Consider the following 20,720-nt stretch of genomic DNA (forward strand, 5'->3'; position numbering starts at 1 on the left):
CAGGGAGCCTCCCATGGGAACACAACCCGACATCCGCATCACCGGTGGCAACGTCAACGCCCCCATCGCGATGGGCACGCACGCCCGCGCCACCGTGAACACCTTCGGTTCGCCGGCGACGGAGCAGCTCCTGGACCAGTTGGACAGGCTGCTCGGCGAGCACGAGGCGACAGTGGACGAGCCGGCGAAGGCACGCCGGGACGCGGCCGACATCCGGCGGGAGCTGGCGGAGCCCGAGCCGGACAAGTCGCGCATCCTCGATGCGCTGAAACGGCTCTCGCTCAGGGCGGCCGAGGTGTCGGTCATCGTCGAGGTCATCGGCAAGATCCGTGACCTCTGGGCGTAGGCGCTGCTTTGAGTACGGGGCTACTCAGGCCAGTGGCCCTTCGCCCGGCCACCATCAAGGACATCTGACTCAGAACGGGAGGCCCCGATGAGCGCCATTTTCGGAGAGACCCTGAGTTTCGCGCAGGCGGACGGCGACGAGGTGCGGCTCGTCGTCTTCGGGGACGAGCACTACGCCCGCTATGAGACCGTCGACGGCTACACGGCCGTCTACGACACCTCGGCCGGTGTCTATTGCTACGCGAACGTCGAGGACGGGCGGTTCCGGTCCACCGGGGTCCGGGTCGACTCCTACGACGCGCCCGACGGGGTGCCCCGTCACCTGCGCGAGCGGGGCACGGTCATGGCGGCGGCGCGGGACATCGCGATGACGCAGGGACCGGCGGGCGGGCTGCTGGAGGGCCGCCGGCTCAGCGTGGGGACGGTACGCGGGCTCACCATCCTCGTGGACTTCCCCGACCAGGCGACCACGGTCACCAAAGCGCAGGTGGACGCGCTGCTCAACGCGCCCGGCTACCGCGAGAACGGCAACGCGTGCTCGGTCAACGAGTACTTCGCGACCATGTCGAACGGGCTCCTGCAGTACACCAACGACGTCGTCGGCCCGTTCCGGATGAGCCGCGACATCACGGTGTACGCCGACCCGCGCAACCACGACCTGCTCGTCCCCGAAGCGCTCCAGGCGGCCGTGGACTCGGGCATCGACCTCAGCCGCTACGACTCGCTCGGCCAGAGCGTCGTCGACGCGGTGATCATCATGTACGCCGGGAAGACCCAGTACATCCGCGACAGCATCCTGTGGCCGCACAACAGCGTCCACGAGCAGGTCTTCGGCAACATGCGCACCCATTTCTACATGGTGACGAGCATGGGCGAAGGGCCGGAGCAGCTCACCATCGGTACGTTCTGCCACGAATCCGGCCACATGCTCTGCCGCTTCCCCGACCTGTACGACTACGGCCGCCGCGACGGCGACGACTTCACCAGCGCGGGCCTGGGCCGCTACTGCCTGATGAGCTCCGGCAACCATCTGAACGGCGGCAAGACCCCCGCCGCGATCAACGCCTACCTGCGTGAGCTGGCCGGCTGGTGCCCGGACAAGGTCGACCTCAACGCGGGCGGCGTGTTCGAGGCCAGGCACGCGGACTACGGCAAAGTGCTCCGCTACTCCACACCACAACCGGAGGAGTACTTCCTGGTGGAGAACCGGTCCAAGCTCGGCCTGGACCTGCACCTGCCGGCGAGCGGACTGGCCGTGTACCACTGCGACACCCGGGGCTCCAACGAGCTGCAGGACGGGACCCCGCTGCGTCACTTCCAGATCGGGCTGCTCCAGGCCGACGGCCACCTCGACCTGGAGAACAACCTCAACGCGGGCGACAGCCGCGACCTGTACAGCGGGGTCGACGGCACGGCCCTGTCGCACTCCACGGTCCCCGCGAGCCTGCTGTGGAGCGGCGCGGAGTCGGGGCTGACCCTCTCGGCGATCGGCGAGCCCGGCGCGGCCATCCGCTTCAAGGCCGGGCCGGTGGGGATCAACGGCGCGAGTGTCAGCGGGATCTCCAAGCCGAGCCTGCGCATCCCCGACAGCGACCCGCACGGCGTCGCCGACACGATCACGGTCGAGGCCGAAGGCACCGTGCGCTCCCTGAAGGTCCTCATCGACCTCGACCACACCCACCCCGAGGACCTGCGGATCGTCCTGCACTCCCCCACCGGGCGGCGGGTCGTCCTGTCGCACCGGGCGGAACTGGACACCTCGAAGCTGCTGGAGTACAAGACCGAACCACCGTCCGTGGTCACGCCCCTCGTGGGCCAGCCCGCGGGAGGCGGCTGGACCCTGCGGGTCAGCGACCTGGCTCCCTCGCACGCCACGGCCGGCATCCTCAGCGCGTGGCGGCTGGACATCGTCACCGGCACCTGACGCTGTCGCGCATGAGGCCTGGTACGGCTCGCCGTACCAGGCCTTTCACACGCGGTCAGAAGTCGTCGGCGGTGCGGACTCTGTCGCGGACCCAGACGCCGGCCGCCTTGAGGCGGGAGGTACCGGTGAAGGGGCCGTTCGGGCAGGTGCCTTCGGTGAAGACGGCGCCGGAGCGCTCGTCGTCGGAGTAGTTCCAGTTCGTCCAGCTGATCTTCTTCTGCGCCATCAGGTCGAGGTACTGCTGCGACCTGGTGAAGTTGTTCGACCCGTCACCGGAGGAGGTCTGCGTGCCGAACTCGGTGACGAACATCGGGATCTTGTCGGCGGCCCTGGACAGCGTGTTGAGGTACTCGGTGCCGTGGGAGGCCGCGTAGAAGTGGAAGGTGTACATGATGTTGGTCGCGCTGACCGGGTTGTTGACGACCTCGGTCTCGCTCGCGCCGTCGGAGACGCCGAGGGAGGACCAGGCGCGGGTGCCGACCAGGATCGGGGTGTCGGGGTCGTACTGCCTGATGACGGGGATGAGCTGGTTGGCGTAGCTCCTGATCGTGGACCAGGAGACGCCGCTGGGCTCGTTGGCGATCTCGTACAGCAGGTTGTTCTTGCCGTTGTGCCGCTGGGCGATCTCGGTGAAGAACGTCTTGGCCCTGGCCAGGTTGTAGTTGGGGTCGCCGGGGGTGAGCATGTGCCAGTCGACGATCGCGTACATGCCTCTGGCGGTGGCCTGCTCGATCAGGTTGTGCACCCGGTCGGTGAACAGCCGGGGGTTCGTCTCGTAGCCGTCCTCCTGGATGTACATGGAGATGCGGAGCACGTCGGCCTTCCAGTCGTCGGCCAGCGCGTTGAGTGACGCGGTGTTGAGGCACTGGTAGTACCACTGCAGGCCGTGCGTGCTCATGCCGCGGAGCTGGATCTCCTTGCCGTGCTCGTTGCAGAGCCTGACGCCGCAGACGTGCAGTTGGCCGTTGGCCGCGACGGGGGTGCCGGTGCCGGCCGGCTGGGTGGTGGCCGTGACGGTGGCGCTGCGGTCCGACTCGTTGTCCGACGGGTCGCGGGCGGTGACCGTGTAGGTGTGCGTGCTGCTCGCCGCCAGGCCGGTGATCTGGGCGGTGGCTCCCGGCACGGTGGCCACGACGGTGTCGCCCTCGCGTACCCGGTAGTCCTTGATGGTGCCGCTGTTGTCCGTGGCGGCGTCCCAGGCCAGGGTGATGGAGCCGGACGTGGTGCCCGTGGCGCGCGGGTTGCCCGGCACGGTCGGCTTCTCGGTGTCAGGTGGTCCGATGACTGAGGCGCTCAGCCTGTCGAGGTTGGGCCCGCCGTTCGCCGTGGTGGAGGTGGCGCGGACGGTGTTGGCGCCCGCGGTCAGCGCCGCCGGGACCGTTACCTCCTGCCAGGTCGTCCAGGCTCCGGTGCCCGGGAAGTCGCGGTTCACGGTCGTTCCGTTGACCGCGATGGCCATCGGGCGGTTGACGGTGGTGCCGTTGGCGAAGCGGAAGGCCAGCGTGGCGTTGCCCGCCGTGGCCGCGTTCACGGTGAACTCCACGTACGAGCCGACGACGTTGTCGAGGTTGACGAAGCCCGTACCGGTGAATCCGGCGTGGTTCGACTCGACCACGCCCTGCGAGATCGTGGCGTCCTCGGCCTGGTAGTCGTTCGACGGCGCGGCGACGTCGGCCTCGATGTAGTCGAGATTGGGCCCGCCGTTGGCGGTCGTCGCCGTGGCCCGGACCGTGTTGGCGCCCGCGTTGACCGGCGCGGTGATCGTGACGTCCTGCCAGGTGGTCCACGCGCCGGTGCCCGGGAAGTCGCGGTTCACGGTCGTTCCGTTGACCGCGATGGCCATCGGGCGGTTGACGGTGGTGCCGTTGGCGAAGCGCAGCGTGATCGAGGCGGTGCCCGCGCTCGCGGCGTTGATCGTGGTCTCGACGTAGCTGCCGGTCAGATTGTCGTAGTTGACGAATCCGGTGCCGCTGTATCCGGCGTGGTTGGACTCGACCACACCTTGGGAGATCGTGGCGCTCTCGGCCTCGAACCTGGTGGGGGCGGCCTGGGCGGGAACGGCGGGTAAGAGGGCGACGACGATCGCGGCCAGTGCGGCGAGCCGTAGGGATCGGTGCATCGGGGGGTGCTCCTACTCGTTCATTAGGAAAGTTAACTAACGAGTATGTGTCAGCATAGATAGGATGTCTTTCCGCGAGAAGGCCCAAATCTGACCGGCCCGGTCAAGATCGCTAGGACAGCAGGTCGAGGAAGTGGGCGCGGAGTTCTTTCGGGCCCAGGTCGGTCAGGGCGAGGACGCCCTGCTCGCCTAAGAAGGCATCCCCGACCCCGAGCCCGACTCCCACGCCCACCCCTTCGAAGAAGCGGAAGGCGCGCAAGCCGACGCCGCTGGCCCAGCCGACTGTGACCGTACGCGTGCCCGTGCAGACGCAGCCGCTCCCGACCACCCGTCCCGTCAAGAAACGCACCGCCACTCCGACGCCGACGCCCACCACCAAGAAGCCGACGCCCACTCCGACCCCCACACCGTCGGAGAAGGTGAATCCGTACAACCCGGTGGACGCGTGCAACTCCAACTCCAACGGGTCCACCGGGTACAGCCTGCTGAGCTCCGCCACCTACGCCGGCGGCTCGGTTCACCTGCTGCACAGCGACAGCGCTCGCGCGTACTGCGCCGTCCTGCTGAAGGCGAAGTCCGTGGGGGAGAACACCGACGTCTGGCTGGAGCTGCAGACTCTCGCGGGCGGCAAGGTGACCAGAACCAAGCGACTGCCCGGCCGGGCGACCTATCTGTTCCGCAACTTCGTCATGTCCACGGACGCCCGCTGCGTCCGCTTCTCCGGCGGCACGGCCGAGGGCAGCACCTCAGGCGTCTGGGGACAATGCGGTTCCTGATGCCGGGCGTCACATCACCAGGGCGCGGTGCAGATGGCGCGGCTGCCTGGCACGCCCCTCGGCGCCCCGCAGGCGCGGAACTGCAGATTCGGATCGCTTGAGGTGCGGGCGGCGGGCGTGATCACGATGTCCCCGTCCCATCGCGCCTCGAACGGACCGCAGTAGCCCCAGGTACGGCCCCCGTCGCTGGTCACGTCGAGGGTGACCCAGTCGCCCTGTTTGGCGCCGGAGAGCTGCGCCCAGCCGTGCTGGATGCCCTGGATCTTGCCGTACATGAGGTTGAACTGCGGCCGCCCGTTGGGGCCGCCCCAGCGGACCATGCGGGCGGACTTCGGGTCGTTGCCGGTGAAGTGCCACCAGCCGCCGCAGTTGATGGGATCGGCCGCGGCCACCGCCGTACCGGCGGACGCGCTCGGGGTGGACATAAGCGCGCCGGCGAGGACGAATGCCGACACCACCGCCATCCCGAGAATTCTTTTGCGCATCTTTCTCCCCCTTGTATGCGTGAAATTTCTGACCCCTGCGGTCATCACGCTAAACATGGGCGCTGTCGTCATCCTTTCGCCTACCTGTCGCCTTCACGAAGGCGGCTGAATTAAGGATGGCCATGAAGCTGATCTCCGGGCAGGATGTATTTCCATACCCGCGGAAACGGTCCTCCTTTGTTGCAGGGTGGAGAGTGCGAACGGGGTGATCGCGCCATTGGGGATGGCGCGTCATGCCGCCGGGAGATCGCGGAGAGGTCCACGGATGGAAACGGGTACGGGGATCCGGTTCAGTGTGCTGGGACCATTGGAGATGACACGGGGCGGCCGGCCGGTGCGGCTCTCCGCGGCCAAGCAGCGCATCGCGCTGGCGACGTTGCTGGTGAACGCCAACCACCACGTATCACTGGACAAGCTCATCGAGTACATGTGGGGCGACAAGGCGCCCAAGCAGGCGCGCGGGGCGCTGCACACCCACATGACCAGGCTGCGCCGGGTGCTGGACGACGGCGCCGACGGCCGGCCGCTGATCGAGACCGTCGGGGCGGGCTACGTGCTGCGAGCCGACGCCGACAGTCTCGACCTGGAGCGGTTCCGCGAGCTCGCCGTACAGGCGGCGGGGGCGGGGCGCGCGGGCGACCAGTCGGGAGAGTCCGGCCTGCTGCGTGAGGCGCTCGGGTTGTGGCGGGGCCCGGCGCTGGTCGACGTCCTGTCGGAATCGCTGCACCGCGACGAGGTGTCCCGGCTGGAAGAGGAGCGGATGCGGCTGCTGGAGCGCTGGTTCGATCTCGGGCTGCGTACCGGTCGCCACGAGGAGATCATCGCGGACCTCAAGGCCGCCACGGCCGAGCACCCGCTGCGCGAGCGGCTGTGGGAGCAGCTGATGCTGGCCCTGCAGCTGGCCGAGCGCCGGGCCGAAGCGCTCGACGTCTACCGCAACGTCGCCGACCTGCTGCGCGATGAGCTCGGGATCGACCCTGGCCACGAGCTGCGCCGTCTCCACCAGGCCGTGCTGAACGGCGATCCCGCGCGGGCCGTGCCGAGCGGCGAGCCCACGCAGGCCGGGCTGACGCGCGAGCCCACGCAGGCCGTGCCGGGCGGCGAAGCCGCGTCGGCGCCTCGCGCGCCCGAGGTTCCTCCCCCGCCGTCGGTGCCGCGCCAGTTGCCGTCCGACCTCGCCCGGTTCACCGGCCGCCACGCGGACCTGGCCAAGTTGTACGACCTGCTTCCGGAAGAGGGACAGAACCGGCCCATCGTCATCGCGGCGATCGGTGGCACCGGCGGCGTCGGCAAGACCGCGCTGGCCGTGCACTGGGCCCACCGGGTTCAGGACCGGTTCCCCGACGGGCAGCTCCATGTCGACCTGCGCGGGTTCGGGCCCGGCGAGCCCATGGCGCCCGCCACCGCCCTGGAGATGATGCTGCGGTCCCTGCACGTACCCGCCGACCAGATCCCCGCGGAGGTCGAGGCCCGCTCCGCGCTGCTGCGCAGCACGCTGGCCGGGCGGCGCGTGCTGGTGCTGCTGGACAACGCCCGGAACACCGCCCAGGTACGGCCACTGCTCCCCGGCTCGGACTGTTTGGTGCTGGTGACCAGCCGTACCCGCCTGGCCGGGCTGGCCGTACACGATGACGCCCGGCATGTGTTCCTGCGCAGGCTGCGCGAGGCGGAGTCGCACACGCTCCTGGGCAAGATCCTCGGTGCCGGGCGCGTGTCCGCCGAGGCCGAGGCCGCGGCCGAACTGGCCCGGCTCTGCGCTCACCTCCCGCTGGCGCTGGCGATCAGCGCCGAGCACGTCACCCGGCGGCCCGGCGCGCAGCTGGCGAACCTGGTCGCCCAGTTGCGGGACGAGCGGTCCCGGCTCGATCTGCTCGGTGTGGACGAGGATCCGCAGATGAGCCTGCGGGCCGTGTTCTCGTGGTCGTACCAGGCGCTCGACCCGCGGGCGGCGCGGGCGTTCCGGCTGCTCGGCCTGCACCGGGGGCTCGCGTTCGGGGTGGGCGCCGCCGCCGCGCTGATCGGGGTGCCGCCCGCGGAGGCTCAGCGGCTGCTCGAGATCCTGACCGACCGGTGCCTGCTGGAGACCGGCGGCCCCGACCGGTATCGCATGCATGACCTGATGCGGGTCTACGCCACCGAACTGGTCGAGGCCGAGGAGTCCGACGCCGACCGGCTGGCCGCGGTCCAGCGCATGCTCTCCTGGTACCTGCACACCGTCGACCGGGCCGATCAGGTGCTCAACCCCCAGCACCAGCAGCTCCCGCTCCCCCAGCTCGCACCGTCGTGCGAGCCGTACACCTTCTCCGGCCACGAGGACGCGCTGCTCTGGCTCGAGACCGAGCACGCCAATCTCATGGCCGCCGTACGGCAGGCGTTCGCGCTCGGCCAGTACACCCTGGCCTGGCGGCTGCCGGTCGCGCTGTGGAGCTTCTTCAACCTGTGCAAGCACTGGGATTCCTGGATCGCCAGCCACGAGATCGCGCTGGAGGCCGCGCTGCTGCTGGGCGACGGGCACGCCGAGGCCCCGGTCCGTACCAGCCTGGCGCTGGCCTATTGGGACCGGCGGCAGTTCAAGGACGCGCTCCCGCACGCCGAGCTCGCGCTGGCGCTCCAGCGCGAGCTCGGCGACCGCTGGGGCGAGGGCAACGCGCTGAACACCCTCGGCCTGGTGTATGTCGACCTGGGCGCGCCGGAGCAGGCCGTCGCGTGCCACCGCCAGGCGCTGGCCATCTTCACCGACCTCGGCTACTCCTGGGGGCAGGGCATCGCCTCGGCCGGCACCGGCCGGGCCCTGATCGCTCTCCACCAGCCGCGTACGGCCCTCCAGCACCATCTTTCGGCACTCGCCGCCTTCCGCGCGATCGGCAACCTCTGGGGCGAGGGCATCGCGCTGACCGACATGTGCACCACGTACGCCGCGCTGGGCGACCACGAGGAGACGATCCGCTGGTGCTACCGCTCGCTCGACCTCTGCCGTGAGATCGGCGACCGCAACACCGAGGCCCGCACCCTGCACATCCTCGGCCGGGCACTGGCGGCGACCGGCTGCCCGGTGTCGGCGATCGAGACCTGGCAGCAGGCCCTGACCATCTTCGACCACCTGGCCGACAGCCAGGCGGCACGGGTACGCGCCAGCATCGCCGAACTGGAGGCGAACGCGGGCCTCATGCTCGAAGCGGACACCGTCTGTTGACGGCCGCTTCACCCGATGGCGACCACCACCATTCCGGTGTACCCGCCGGACAGCAGCGAGATCAGTGCGGCCGGCGCGGCGTCCAGGCCGGGCACGACGACCCGGGGCACGTCGATGCGCCCCTCGCGCAGCCATCCGCTGAAGTCCTCCAGCCATGGTTCTTGGAGGTCGCGATGGTCGGCCACGTGGAATCCGGACAGTGTCAGCCGTCTGCCGATCAGCTCGACCGGGTCCACCGAGACCGCGGCCGACCTGCCACCGAGCTGGTTGTCCAGGGCCCCGCACAGCGCGTATCGGGCGCCCGGCCTGGCCAGCTCGATCGCCGCGGCGAGCTGCTCGCCACCGACGTTGTCGAAGCAGACGTCGATGCCGTCGGGGAGCGCCTCCCGCAGCAGGCCGGCATAGGCGGTCAGACCTTGGCCGAGGTGCAGGATCGGGTCGGGCAGTGTGCCGGGGTCCAGGCGGCGGAACCGGTCGGCGGCCTCGACGACGTACTCGCGCCAGCCGTAGTGATGCATGACGAGGTCGCCGAAACGCAGCCCGTCCGGTGCCGCCGGCCCGGTCGCCGCTTCCGCAACCGCCAGGCCCTGCGCGAGGCCATCTTCGAGACCGCCGCCGCCGAAGCCCAACAGGCGATCACCAACGCGCTCGACGGCGATCCCGACCCGCGCGCCGCCCTACGTGCCCTGATCATCGAGATGGCCGCGATCATCCAGCGCTATCCCCTGCTGGCCGTCAGCTCCGCCTGGCAACCGCTGCCCGCCGACTCACACCGCCCCTCCCCGCCACCCGCCTCCAGGCGCATGCACCAGACCGTCTTCGCCCTGGTCAAACGCGGGCAGCAGGACGGGGTCCTGCGACGGGACCTGCCACCCGAGCTGCTCCCGCAAGCGATCACCGGCACCCTGCACGTCGTCACCAGGTTCGCCCGCAGCCTGCGGACCGACCCCGCCACCATCGGCCCCCAGGTCGCCGACCTGCTGCTCGACGGGTTCAGCGCGTAGCCGTCCTTCCCTCGCCGGCCCCGGTCAGGTGGCCGGGCGGAAGGAGCTGTCGGTGCGGAACAGGGTTGTGTCCTCCGCCTTGTCCAGGCGGAGGACGTTGTCACGATGACGGATGAACCGTCCCGGGTAGTTGACCGACTCCAGCCGTACCGACCCGTCCGCCGTGCCCTGGCGGGCGTGGAAGGTCGCGTCCCGTTTGAACAGCGCGGTGCCGTCATTGGTGTCGAACCGGACCAGGAAGTCCTTGTGCCGCAGGTAGCGGCCCTCGGAGTCGACGAAGGAGTAGCCCTTGGCGTCGGACAGGCCAGGCACGATCCGCAGCGCGAGCGCGGTCGCCCCGATGCGGCCCGTGGCTTGGATATACGCCTTCGGCTGGTTGACCGACTCGAAGGTCCGCGAGACGCCCGTCGGTAGCAGCCCGCCCCCGCCTCCGGCCGTGGCCGTGGCTCGGGTGAAGGTCAGTGTGCCGAAGCCGAGGTGGTCGTACTTGGCGCCGCCGTAGTCGCCGCCTCCCCCTTCGGGGGCGAGCCGCTTGCTGTACGCCTCCAGGTAGGGCACCGCCAGCCCGCGGCGGACCCCGTAGTGGTTGTAGAGCACCGCCCAGATCGGGTCGTTCGCGCCGCGCCCCGCCGCGGAGACCTCGGTCTGCTCGCGGGGTGCGCAGTTCTGTCCGGTCCCCCACTTGTACGTGGTGAACGGCACGGTCTCGCCGAGGTTGTACTTGGCGACGTACTGGGCGCCCTTCATGAACCGGTTGTCCGCGTAGCCGTACAGGTCGATGCCCTGGTTCCAGGCCATCTCGCAGAGCACGCCCATCAACCCGATGCCGAGACTGGCGTGGCCCTGGTCGCGGCCGCTCTCCTGCCACTGGCCGAGACCGCCGGGGTGCAGGAACGGCACGGCGTTCATGATGGCGCCGTTGCCCTTGCCGTGCTTGAAGTACTCCACGGCCTGGTCAACCTTGGCCTGGTCGTCGCAGAGGACGCCGATGGCCAGGATGGAGGCCATGGCGCACAGGTCCCAGTTGGCCCAGTAGTTGGTGATGCAGGCGTCGTTGTGCCCCTTCAGGAACTGGTTGTTCAGCGGGTAGAAGACCGTGAGCATCATCTTCTTGAAGCGGTCGAGGTCGAATCCGGGGTAACCGCGCATGATCTCGCCGACGTTGGCCAGCTGCCAGCCCTGGATCCCGGCCGCGAGGAAGCGGTCGGCATTGCCCGTCACCGCCTTCAGCGCGGCCGACCAGGCGTTGAGGGTGTCGCGGGCGGCGTCGCCGTGGGCCTTCTCGCCGCTGACCTTCCAGCGCAGCGCGTTCTGGTAGGCGGCGGCCACGTCGATGGCGAGCTGCACATGGTTCGCGCCCGTACCGCCCCTGACGACCGTCTCAAGCGGGCGGGGCTTCCAGGTGCTCTTGGAGCGGCCGTTGGCCACCAGCTTGTCCCAGCCCGCCTTCCACGGCTGGGCTCCGGCGTTCACCTGGGCCCGCATCCGGTCGAAATCCTGCTGCGTGTGCAGCAGGCCGGGGTGCTTGAGCGCCGCGGCCGAGGAGGGAGCGGCGGGCAGCGCGGGCAGTACGGCGGCGCCCGCACCCATGGTCACGGCCGCCTTCAGCAGGCTCCGGCGGGAGGGCTGCGTGGTCATGGAGGTCCTTTCACAGGGGTCACTCTTGTCACAGGAGACTGAGGCGGCCGTCGTCGATAACAGAAATTTCGCCTTTTAGGCCGATACCCGACTGCGCTGGGGGACCTTCGCGGGGTCGGCGGGCCGCGCTCTGGTGAGGTACTGCGGGACGGGGGCGCGGTCGTCGCCGGTGTCGCGGGTCAGGCCGTAGCGGACGATCCCCTTGGCGGGGTCGAGCGCGGTGGAGAGGTCCCTCCAGACCTCGGTCCAGGTCCTGGGCGCCACGCTGAGGTCGACGTCCGTGCCGCTCTCGTTGTTGTGGAGGGTGACCTGGCCGTTCAGGTAGTAGAACTCGTTCTGCCACATCTGCTGCTGACCACGGGGCAGCCGGACGAAGCCGACCTCCGGGGCGCCCATCCAGGTCACACCCGGCGCCTGCTCGTCGTCCATCCGCCGCCCACCGCCGGAGGCGACGTGGAACAGCTTGCCCTTCAGCCCGGTCCAGGTGGCGGGCTGGAAGTCGCCGATCCGGCTGCGGTAGAGGATGCCCCATCGGACTTCGAGGTAGCCCTTGCCGGTGATGGTGATGTAGTCGCCCCGGTGCGTGATCTGCGGGGCGCCGCCGTACCGGGAGTAGCCGTGCTTCCCGCCGATGGCCAGCGTGCCGGCGGCGCGCCGGGGCAGCGGGGCGGGGCGCCGGTTCTTGGGCGGCGCCTGGTCCGCCGTGTCGATGGTGCGCCCGTACGGGCTGATCGGACGGCTCTTCGTCGGGGTCGGTGTCGGGGTCGGGGTCGGCGTCGGCTTCGGCGAGAGGCGGGTCGGGCGCGGGGAGGACGCGGGCGCGGAGGTGGCGATCACCGGTGCGGCCCGGCTGGGCGGCGGCTCGGGCCGCAGGTTCTGGACGACCACCGCGCCACCGGCGATCAGCGCGGTGCTGACGGCGGCGATCGCGACGGGCTTGACGGCCAGCGAGGAACCCGCCGCACCGGCCGCCACCTTGCCCTTGGCGATCAGGCCGCCCTTCAGCGCCGGTACGGCGGCCGTCCGCGCCAGCTCCAGCAACCCCGCCGCGACACCCGCCGGGATGGCCACCAGGCCCAGCCCCGCCAGCAGCCGGTCGGCCGGGATCAGATCCGACAGCTGATCCGTGCAGGTCTGGCACTCCCGTACGTGCCGCGACAGCCGCTTGCGCCAGAGAGGCGACGGCGTACCGTTCCAGCCGCCGGCCACGTACGCCAGCCCGGCGCAGCGGGGCTGGGCCGAGAGCGCGCGCACCACCGCGCGGGCCGACTCCAGCCGCCGCTTGACCCGCTGCACGCGGACGGCGGCGTGTTTCTCGTGCAGGTCCAGTCCGGCTGCCAGCTCCGCCCGGGTGAGCTCGTCCGCGACCTCCAGCCACCACAGCGCCAGCACCTCGCGGTCGTCGTCGTCGAGCCAGCGACCGGCCTCCGCGCTCTCCTTACGCTGCCCGGACAGGCCGAGCCGGGTCACGGTGAGACCCGCGAAGTCGGCACTGGCGTCGGCCATGCCCAGCGCCTCGTCGAGGGCGGCGGGGGTGGCGGCGGTGACCCGCCGCCACTCCCGCACCTGGTTCATGGTGATGGCGACCAGCCAGGATCGGAAGCTCCTGGGATCGCGCAGCCCGGACACCCCGGTCACGACCCTGGCCATCGTCTCCTGGACGACGTCGTCCACGTCCGGGTGGCCGTTCATGGCGCGCCCGGCGATGTTGTACACGAGCTGCAGATGGCCCCTGACCAGCTCGTCGACCGCTCCGTGATCGCCCGCCCCGGCCGCCAGCACCGTTTCGACCTCGTACGTCGACCGCGCGTACATCCATCACCCCGATCCGGAGCCTCCGATGCTCCGACCAGGAGACGGGAACATCACCACTGAGATAACAGAAAACAGTGATTGTTCCAGTTTGTCGCTTATATGGGCATCACGGATGGTGTGTGGGGTTAATCCGTCAGGACGCTCACGCTCGAGTCCCACGCCCGGACACCGGACAGCTTGGCGTACGCGCTGTAGCACACGCCGGTCGGGCCGTTCCAACCGGCGCTGATGATGCCCATCGCGACCACCTTGCCGCCGGCCATGGATCGGTAGATGGCGCCGCCGGAATCGCCCTGGATGGCGCCGGCGCAGTCGTAGGTGCCGTCACCGTTCTGGTCGGAGTTGGTGATCGCCCAATGATTGATGAACATGTCCGCGCCGTTGACGTTGATCCATCCGGCGTAGGAGCCGTCGGTCACGTACTGCCGGCAGGTCTGGCCTGACATGACGCCACTGGTGCATACCTGGGTGCCGTTGGCTGGGGTGCCGTACTCGGCCGCGCCGACCACCAGCGAGGTGCAGGGCTCGGCGTTCTTGGCGCAGTTGTACACACGGGGGAGGTAGCCGCCGCCTCCCTGCAGCAGGCTGAAGTCGCCGTACAGGTCCTGGGTCCCGTCGGTTGGGTTGAGGAGTGTGCCGCGCATCGTGGTGGTGACCATGGCGCCCTGGTAGTAGGTGGTCAAGGGTGCGGATGCCGAGGTGAACGACGACGACCAGGCTCTGGGATAGTCGGTCTCCGACGGGAAGCAGTGCGCGGCCGACAGCATGTGGGCGACCCCCTGTTTGACGACTGCGAAGGCGGTCGAGCAGACGCCGCCGTAGGAGACGTGCCCCGCGGTCCACATGCGGATCCCCGCACCGCCATAGTGCGGTGCCGTGTCCCGCGAACGGGTGTTGGGTCGCGCGACCGCGTCCTGGAGGCGGAAGGTGATCGCGTCGCCGAAGCGCTGTTTGAGTTCGGTCCTGGCAGTGTCGGAGTCTTCTGAGGCGTAGACCACGGCGGTCGCCTTGACCGGGTCGACGCCCACTCCGAACACCTGGTTCTTGTAGGCGCCGGCCGTGATCAACTCGACGATCTGCGCCTTGGTGGCCTCCACGTCGGCCAGGCTGCGCGGGACCTGTTCCACCGACACAGATACGGTCTCGCCCGATACTGATCGCGTTCCACTGCGCAGAGTGTCGGCGCGCTGCTTGAAATCAGCGCCGGACGGCAGCGTGACGGTCACGGCGCCCGGACCCGTGACCCGCACGCCGGTGTAGGAACCCGGCGAGGCTTCCACGAGCTTCGCTAACTCGCCGGCCGCGTTCTGGGTGTCCAGCGAGATCGAGTCGCCGGGGGGCGGGGGGAAGGGATCGAATCCGGGTGCCTGCAGATCAGCCGAAGCCGACTGGAGAGGGGCGAACGGGACTACGAATGCCACCAGCGAAAGGGCGGCAATCATCACTTTGCGAGACCGCACAGGTCCTCCGACTTGAGGAAGATGGTTACGACACAGAGGTTTCGGTCTGTGCCGATATAAGTGACGATCTTCGCATCAGAAGAGGACCGAAGCTAGGGGCAGGACGAAAACGCCGTCAGGTGCCCTCTGGATAGGGGCCCCACACCGGTACGGCCCGCGCCAGGATCGCGTCGATCGTGCGCAGGTCGGCCTCGGAGAGCCCGAGGCCGGCCGCCGGGGTGGTGCCGTCCAGTTGGGCGGGCCGGCGGGCGCCCACGATGGCGACGTGGACGGCGGGATTGGCCAGCGTCCAGGCGACCGACATCTGCGGCAGGCTCATGCCCCGTTCCCGCGCCGCCTCCTCCAGTCGCCGCACCACGGCGAGGTTCTTGCTGAAGGCCTCGCCGGTGAAGTCGGGGCTCTTACCGCGCCAGTCGTCGGCGTCGAAGGTGGTGAACTCGGTCAACCGGCCGGACAGCAGTCCGTGGGCCAGCGGCCCGTACACCAGCACGCCCATGTCATGCGCGGCGGCACAGGGCAGGACGGCGTCCTCGATGTCCCTGCGGAAGAGGTGGTACGGCGGCTGCAGCGTCTCCACGCGCCCGAAGCGTCCCAGCGCCTCTATCTGCTCGGCGTCGTAGTTCGACACTCCGATGTGGCGGATCTTGCCCTCCCCGACCAGTTCCGCCAGCACCCCGGCGGTCTCCTCCGGTGGGGTGTGCTGGTCGGGCCAGTGCACCTGGTAGAGGTCGATGTAGTCGGTTCCGAGGTTGCGCAGGCTCTCCTCGACGCTCTCGCGCAGCCACTGTCCGCCGGCGTCGCGCAGCAGTCGGTCGCCCTCCTGACGGAGCCCGCCTTTGGTGGCGATGACCACGTCCTCGCGGCATGACCGTTCCCGCAGGGCCTTGCCCAGCAGGCGCTCGGCGACGCCGTACCCAGGTGCGGTGTCGAAGAGGTTGATGCCCAGGTCCATGGCGTGATGGATGGCGTGTTCGCTTTCCCGGAGATCGACGGCGCCCCAGTCGCCGCTGAAAGCCCAGGTCCCGAATCCGATCACGGAGACCCGCAGGCCGGTCTGTCCCAGTCGAACCTGTCGCATGCCGCTGCCCTTCCGTTGAGCGGTTGTCCGTCCGTTCGATGCCGTTCGTCTGTCAGGCGCGCCGTGTGGCGGTCATACCGTCAAGCCTCGCTCGCGGACGGCCTCCGGGCATTGCGGGTGGCGCCCGGATGGGCTTCCAGGTGGCTGTAATCGTGGGCTACCGGCTGGCCGCAGGGCCGACCGGTTTCCGGCTGGCGGGAATGCCCGGCGCCTCGTGCGGATGGCAGCCTGGGGCCGTGGGGCCGACATAAGAAATGCTCGATATCGCTTCCACCCGGCATTGACGAAAACCGATACGAATGCTGCGTTGCCCGCGGCCGTAGCATGAGGAAAAACCTGGGGTTGCGAGGTCGTTGTGGTTCGTCTGGAACTACTCGGCGGTTTCCGCGTCACGATCGGGACTCTGGTCATCCCCGACGACATGTGGCGGACCCGCAAGGCCGCTGCTTTGATCAAGTTGTTGTGCCTGGCTCCGCGCCATCGGCTCCGTCGTGAACAGATCACGAACGTGCTGTGGCCGGATCTCCCGCCTCAGGCCGCTGCGGCCAATCTCCGCAAGACCGTGCACTTCATCCGGCAGATGTATTCGGGCAGGTACGAAACCCAGCCTGTGCTGTCACAGGGAGACATGCTGACCCTGCCGGTGGACCACATCTGGGTGGATGTCGTGGAGTTCCGCTCGACCCTGGCCCGGGCCAGGGAAGCTCGCGACCTCCAGGCCTACGCCGATGCGATCGAGCTTTATCGCAACGGTCTGCTGCCGGAGGACGGCGACGAATGGACCGAGGCCCCCAGAGTGGATTTGCGCAACGACTACGTCTCGATACTGGACGAATATGCCGTCATTCTCGAAAGCGCAGGCCTGCTCGAGGAGTCGGCTCGCGTGACCCGGCTGCTCATCGCCGCGGATCCGCTGCTGGAGGATGCCCACGTACGGCTCATGCGCGTGCTGGCTCTGGCGGGTCGGCGGGCGGAGGCGTTGCGCCAGTTCGATGTGCTGCGCGACCTGCTGGACGGGGAACTCGGGATCGAGCCCGGACCCGAAGCCCAGCGTCTCCACGAGGAGGTGCGCGCCAGAAAGGTTCCCGAGCCGCAGCACACCTCGGTGTTGTGGCAGCGCATCGGCGACCTGCGGATGGGCTCCGGCGATGCGACCGGTGCCATTGCGGCGTACGAGGCGGCGCTGGAGCTGTCGACGTCGAGGCCTGAAACCGCTCGCCTGCATCGGCTCACCGCCGCTGCCTACCTGGGCAAACACCGGCCAGACCCGGCCGACCACCATCTCGTGCGCGCGGAATCCGCGACCGTGGACCCGGCCGAGCGGGCCAGGCTGGTCTGCCTGCGAGCCGAGCAGGCGTGGCTGCGCGGCGATCTCGAGACCGCGCTGCTCAAGGCGGCCGAGGCGCGTGAGCTCGCGACGGCGCACGGCACGTTCGACGATGTCGCCAGGGCGGAAGAGGCGATGGCCATCGTGACCCACATGCGGGGCGACTGGCGCCGCGGCCTTGAGATCGAGCTCAGTCGTACCGGCGACGGCCTCGGCGCCGAGACGTTCAGCCGCGCCTTCGACATTCATCAATGCATTGGGCAATTCCATCTGTACTCCGACGAGTTAAGCCGCGACGTCGAGCAGTACGCCAGGCAGACCCTCAGCCGCGCGACGAACGCGGGGATCGTGCGTGCCCAGGCCTTCGCCTGGTGCCTGCTCGGTGAGTCGCTCCTGCTGCGCGCCCGCTGGGACGAAGCGGGCGGCTGCCTGCAGCAGAGCGCCGACCTGCACGCCACCCTGGGGTCAGCCTCCGGCGCGCTCCCCTGGCAGCGCCTTGCCGAGCTGGCGGCCTGTCAGCGCCTCTTCGACGAGGTCGGTCCGGCGCTGAGGCGGGCGTCCGCCATCGCCACGGTGTCGCCCATGGCCCGCCACCAGTGGGGACGCATTCATGCGACAGCCGCGTTCGCCCGGCTGCAACGCGGCGAACCGGACCGCGCGGCACAGTCGATCCGGGCCGCCGCCGCGGCGGCGGCCCGCTATGGCGACTGCCTCACCTGCGGCGCCCTCCTTCACCCGGTCGCCGCCGAGGCGTATGCGGCGCTCGGCGACGCCGAGCGCGCCCGCGCCCATGCCGTCTCCGCTGCCGACACGGCCGACGCGTTCGGCGGATCCGCGTGGCGGGCGATGGCCGAGTCGGCCGCCGGGAGCGCCGCGTCGGCGGAAGGCGACCCGGACTCCGCCCGCATCCGCTTCGCGACCGCCGCCGACCTCTACACCAGGGTCGGCCACGCTTACTGGGCCGAGCGTTCGCGGCAACAGGCTGACGCCGCGACCTCCGCGACCGAGGTGCGTGCCCCGTAGGCCCTGAGCCCCAGGGACGAGCCATTCCGACCGCCACGACTTACGTGGCGCCCGGTCGGTGGCGGACCGGCTGTCCGGGCCTGTCCCTGCTTAACACCGGAACAGGCACAGAGAATCAGACCGGGGCCTGCCGTGCGAGCTGGCCCGCGTTGACCTCCTGAATGGCCTCGTGGACGTACCGCATGGTCTCCGGAGCGGAGAGGGCCTGGGCGAGGAGCGTGTCCGCGTCATCGCGCTTCTTGTCATCGCTGGGGACATCCAGATAGGCCAGCAACATCTCTTGATGGTCGATGTAGGGCAGGACGGGCCACTCGTACGGGGTCAAACTCGTGCCCTGGGCGGCGCTCATCATCTCCTTGCTCTCGACGACCTGGAGCGCCAGGTAGCACTTGAGGCAGCACCGTCTCGCCTGGTCCAGGATCTGCGCCATCCGGCTGAGTGCGGGCACCACGGCGGGCTGTACGTCATCCTGATCGCCGAGCGTCAAGGGGACGAACTCGGCTCGCAGCGTCTCACACTCGGTCTGCAAGTCCTCCAGGGCCTTGACATTCGCCTCCAGCCGACCCTTCACATCAGCGTGATACTTGGCTTTGGCGTCTCCCGCCGTGTCGGCACGCAGATGCGACTTCGCAAGGTCCTGGCACGCGTTGAGCGTTTCCCACACGTCGTTGATGAGCCCAGGGATCGCGGCGCTCACATTTCCGATCTGCGCGGAAGGGCCGTCGAGCAAGTACCCGTTCAGCGTTCCCAGGCATTCGCCGGCGTCATGCAGATGGACCAGCGCCCAAGCCAGCCCGTCGGCGTCGCTCGGCTCGGGTTGCGGGGCCCGCTCGGCGGGACGGCGGTAGCCGACATCGAGGCCGCCGCTTCCAGCGGCCGTCAGCCATGCCTTGGCCATGTCGAGTTTGCTGCGCAGTCTGTCATGTACGGCCCGCTTGATGGCCACCGCGTCGCCTGTCACTTCCGCTCCTTCTGCGATGAATTAATATGGAAATACTTGTTCATCCAGATCTTGAAATGCATTCGACCGACGTTGTCCCAAATAGGGAGCTCTTGCATTAATGTCAACAATTCATCGAACTTGCTCTGATTGTAGGACTCTTTGCTATTTTCCGCGTCTAAACTCGCGAGAATAACGACGAGTTGCGTGAAAGACTCCGAGATACTAGCTGGAGGGCCGGCGGGTTTCTTCCAGTCGGGCGCATTGAGCATCCCACCCACCATCGTCAACATCTCGCCCGGATGCCTGAATTTCTTGTCGAGCCCGTAATCGCATAGCTGTTTGAGAGCCCACAGGAACTGCTTAGGAGGAATCCCCGGTCGGACATGCGCCACATATAATAGCCAGAACCTTAATATTGTTTTCCAGGCCTGGCTGTCGGCGGTCCGCACGGGCAGCCTGTGCTGGAGTTTCGGATTGTTTGGCGCGCGCTCCATGGGCGGTGGCGGAATCCGTTTACCATCCTCCCCTTTCAGATATTCTACAATCATGGCGTTGAGCCTCTTGTCTACCAAGATCAGGTTGGAAAGTTCCCTCAGGCCAAGAAGGGGCAGCACATTATGCAACCAAATGTCCGAGTACAACGATGGACCATCCTCGAACTGCTGCGTGGAGAGTTTTTCCCGCTTATTCTCGACGATTTCCCGTGAACTCTGGTCTTTGCGTTTCGCGTCCTGGGGTTTGTCTATCGAGGTGCCCTCGGATACGACTTCCGGACCATCCACGAGTGCGACTTCCGGCTGCTGCGCGGGCAGGTCACGGGGCGGCAGCGCCAGCTTAGCCCTTTTCTGTGGCTGCCCCGGCACATCGCGTGGGTTTCGTTTCATGTCGATTCCTAATGAGTTCTGGGAGTAAGCCATCCGGCAGACTCCTGGGTGGGTAGTAGCCGCCGGCAGGTGAGCACTGGTGATTCCTGGACGTCGAGTCCTGATGAAAGATCGTGCCCCTGCCGGTCGGCCGGGAGAGTTGATCGCTGATGGGATGTCGTGCCCGCCCGCCTGTGGCGTGAGCACTGCTTCATTAGGTCGCTGATGGTTCTTCCGCAGGCTGCTGACCAGCGGTTTCGCAGACAACAGGAGAGATGTTGCGACTGTTCGTGGGACGATGACTGGGCCGAGGCGCACCACGATGTGGAGCTGATGCTTGTGCATGCGGGCCACCACCGCCGAGCCGGCCGGAGTTCGGCGATGACCCCCAGCGTTACACCTCGGCCAAGGCCCGTAAGAACTACGCGGGTACCTCCCCGATCACCCGGGCTTCGGGCAAGAAGAAGGTCGTCGCCGCCCGGTTCGTGCACAACGACCGGCTGATCGACGCCTTGATCACCCAAGCCGCCACAGCGATCCGCTTCTCGCCCGGTGCCCGCGCCTACTACGAGGAGCAACGCGCCCGCGACGCCGACTACAACGCCGCCCTGCGCCAGATCGCCAACCGGCTGGTCGGCATCCTGCACGGCTGCCTCAAAACCAGCACCCTCTACGACGAAGCAACCGCCTGGTCGCATCAGCCCGAATCGCTTACCGCTTGACACTC

General features: G+C 68.6%; 17 protein-coding genes. 7 read left to right on the forward strand and 10 right to left on the reverse strand.

Going from position 1 to position 20,720, the window contains the following annotated elements; genetic code table 11:
* Window positions 1-13: 13 nt before the first annotated feature.
* Both ACGFNP_RS20565 and ACGFNP_RS20570 read left to right on the forward strand, forming a co-directional pair.
* The gene (locus ACGFNP_RS20565; RefSeq protein ID WP_393320669.1) at window positions 14-346 is read left to right on the forward strand and encodes a hypothetical protein; all 333 of its coding nucleotides are present in this window, start codon (window positions 14-16) and stop codon (window positions 344-346) included.
* Window positions 347-433: 87 nt separating this feature from the next.
* Window positions 434-2,269 (forward strand): M6 family metalloprotease domain-containing protein, encoded by a 1,836-nt coding sequence (locus tag ACGFNP_RS20570; RefSeq protein WP_393320672.1) that lies wholly within the window; start codon window positions 434-436, stop codon window positions 2,267-2,269.
* A gap of 55 nt (window positions 2,270-2,324) precedes the next feature.
* Here ACGFNP_RS20570 and ACGFNP_RS20575 read toward each other — a convergent pair whose 3' ends face one another.
* Together ACGFNP_RS20575 and ACGFNP_RS20580 are read right to left on the reverse strand one after the other, a co-directional pair.
* Window positions 2,325-4,388: a cellulase family glycosylhydrolase gene (locus ACGFNP_RS20575; RefSeq protein ID WP_393320675.1), complete on the reverse strand. Its 2,064-nt coding sequence runs from the start codon at window positions 4,386-4,388 to the stop codon at window positions 2,325-2,327.
* Window positions 4,389-4,500: 112 nt separating this feature from the next.
* Window positions 4,501-4,839 (reverse strand): hypothetical protein, encoded by a 339-nt coding sequence (locus ACGFNP_RS20580; RefSeq protein ID WP_393320678.1) that lies wholly within the window; start codon window positions 4,837-4,839, stop codon window positions 4,501-4,503.
* On the opposite strand from ACGFNP_RS20580, the gene ACGFNP_RS20585 reads away from it, so the two are divergent.
* Window positions 4,808-5,164, forward strand: coding sequence for a hypothetical protein (locus ACGFNP_RS20585; protein WP_358316199.1), 357 nt, complete (start codon window positions 4,808-4,810; stop codon window positions 5,162-5,164). The genes ACGFNP_RS20580 and ACGFNP_RS20585 overlap by 32 nt on opposite strands.
* A gap of 14 nt (window positions 5,165-5,178) precedes the next feature.
* Here the strand turns inward: ACGFNP_RS20585 and ACGFNP_RS20590 are convergent, their stop codons facing one another.
* Window positions 5,179-5,649, reverse strand: coding sequence for a hypothetical protein (locus tag ACGFNP_RS20590; protein ID WP_393320681.1), 471 nt, complete (start codon window positions 5,647-5,649; stop codon window positions 5,179-5,181).
* Window positions 5,650-5,962: 313 nt separating this feature from the next.
* Here ACGFNP_RS20590 and ACGFNP_RS20595 point away from each other — a divergent pair, with 313 nt between their 5' ends.
* Complete coding sequence (locus tag ACGFNP_RS20595) at window positions 5,963-8,842, forward strand: BTAD domain-containing putative transcriptional regulator (protein WP_393321569.1); 2,880 nt, start codon at window positions 5,963-5,965, stop codon at window positions 8,840-8,842.
* 8 nt (window positions 8,843-8,850) lie between these two features.
* Here ACGFNP_RS20595 and ACGFNP_RS20600 read toward each other — a convergent pair whose 3' ends face one another.
* Entirely contained in the window at window positions 8,851-9,360 is a 510-nt protein-coding gene (locus tag ACGFNP_RS20600) for a zinc-binding dehydrogenase (protein WP_393320684.1), read from the reverse strand.
* Here ACGFNP_RS20600 and ACGFNP_RS20605 point away from each other — a divergent pair.
* Complete coding sequence (locus ACGFNP_RS20605) at window positions 9,355-9,846, forward strand: hypothetical protein (RefSeq protein WP_393320687.1); 492 nt, start codon at window positions 9,355-9,357, stop codon at window positions 9,844-9,846. The genes ACGFNP_RS20600 and ACGFNP_RS20605 overlap by 6 nt on opposite strands.
* Window positions 9,847-9,870: 24 nt before the next feature.
* Here ACGFNP_RS20605 and ACGFNP_RS20610 read toward each other — a convergent pair whose 3' ends face one another.
* From ACGFNP_RS20610 to ACGFNP_RS20625, 4 genes are all read right to left on the reverse strand, one after another.
* Window positions 9,871-11,484 (reverse strand): AbfB domain-containing protein, encoded by a 1,614-nt coding sequence (locus ACGFNP_RS20610; protein ID WP_393320690.1) that lies wholly within the window; start codon window positions 11,482-11,484, stop codon window positions 9,871-9,873.
* A gap of 75 nt (window positions 11,485-11,559) precedes the next feature.
* Window positions 11,560-13,299 carry an RNA polymerase sigma factor gene (locus ACGFNP_RS20615; protein ID WP_393320693.1) on the reverse strand — a complete coding sequence of 580 codons (1,740 nt, stop codon included), beginning with the start codon at window positions 13,297-13,299 and terminating at the stop codon, window positions 11,560-11,562.
* A 125-nt stretch (window positions 13,300-13,424) separates the two neighbouring features.
* A complete protein-coding gene (locus ACGFNP_RS20620) occupies window positions 13,425-14,720 on the reverse strand; it encodes a hypothetical protein (protein WP_393320696.1) in 1,296 nt (431 codons plus the stop codon).
* 154 nt (window positions 14,721-14,874) lie between these two features.
* Window positions 14,875-15,837 (reverse strand): aldo/keto reductase, encoded by a 963-nt coding sequence (locus ACGFNP_RS20625; protein ID WP_393320699.1) that lies wholly within the window; start codon window positions 15,835-15,837, stop codon window positions 14,875-14,877.
* A gap of 355 nt (window positions 15,838-16,192) precedes the next feature.
* Here ACGFNP_RS20625 and ACGFNP_RS20630 point away from each other — a divergent pair, with 355 nt between their 5' ends.
* Window positions 16,193-18,187 (forward strand): BTAD domain-containing putative transcriptional regulator, encoded by a 1,995-nt coding sequence (locus ACGFNP_RS20630; RefSeq protein WP_393320702.1) that lies wholly within the window; start codon window positions 16,193-16,195, stop codon window positions 18,185-18,187.
* 115 nt (window positions 18,188-18,302) lie between these two features.
* On the opposite strand, the gene ACGFNP_RS20635 is transcribed toward ACGFNP_RS20630, so the two are convergent.
* Together ACGFNP_RS20635 and ACGFNP_RS20640 are read right to left on the reverse strand one after the other, a co-directional pair.
* On the reverse strand, window positions 18,303-19,148 hold the full coding sequence (locus ACGFNP_RS20635; RefSeq protein ID WP_393320705.1) for a hypothetical protein: 846 nt from the start codon (window positions 19,146-19,148) through the stop codon (window positions 18,303-18,305).
* Window positions 19,145-20,338, reverse strand: coding sequence for a hypothetical protein (locus tag ACGFNP_RS20640; protein WP_393320708.1), 1,194 nt, complete (start codon window positions 20,336-20,338; stop codon window positions 19,145-19,147). The genes ACGFNP_RS20635 and ACGFNP_RS20640 overlap by 4 nt, the downstream gene beginning before the upstream one ends.
* On the opposite strand from ACGFNP_RS20640, the gene ACGFNP_RS20645 reads away from it, so the two are divergent.
* The gene (locus tag ACGFNP_RS20645) at window positions 20,296-20,715 is read left to right on the forward strand and encodes a transposase (protein ID WP_393321572.1); all 420 of its coding nucleotides are present in this window, start codon (window positions 20,296-20,298) and stop codon (window positions 20,713-20,715) included. The genes ACGFNP_RS20640 and ACGFNP_RS20645 overlap by 43 nt on opposite strands.
* The last annotated feature ends 5 nt before the right edge of the window (window positions 20,716-20,720 follow it).

This window comes from Nonomuraea sp. NPDC049269 (assembly GCF_043197155.1).
Taxonomy (GTDB): domain Bacteria; phylum Actinomycetota; class Actinomycetes; order Streptosporangiales; family Streptosporangiaceae; genus Nonomuraea.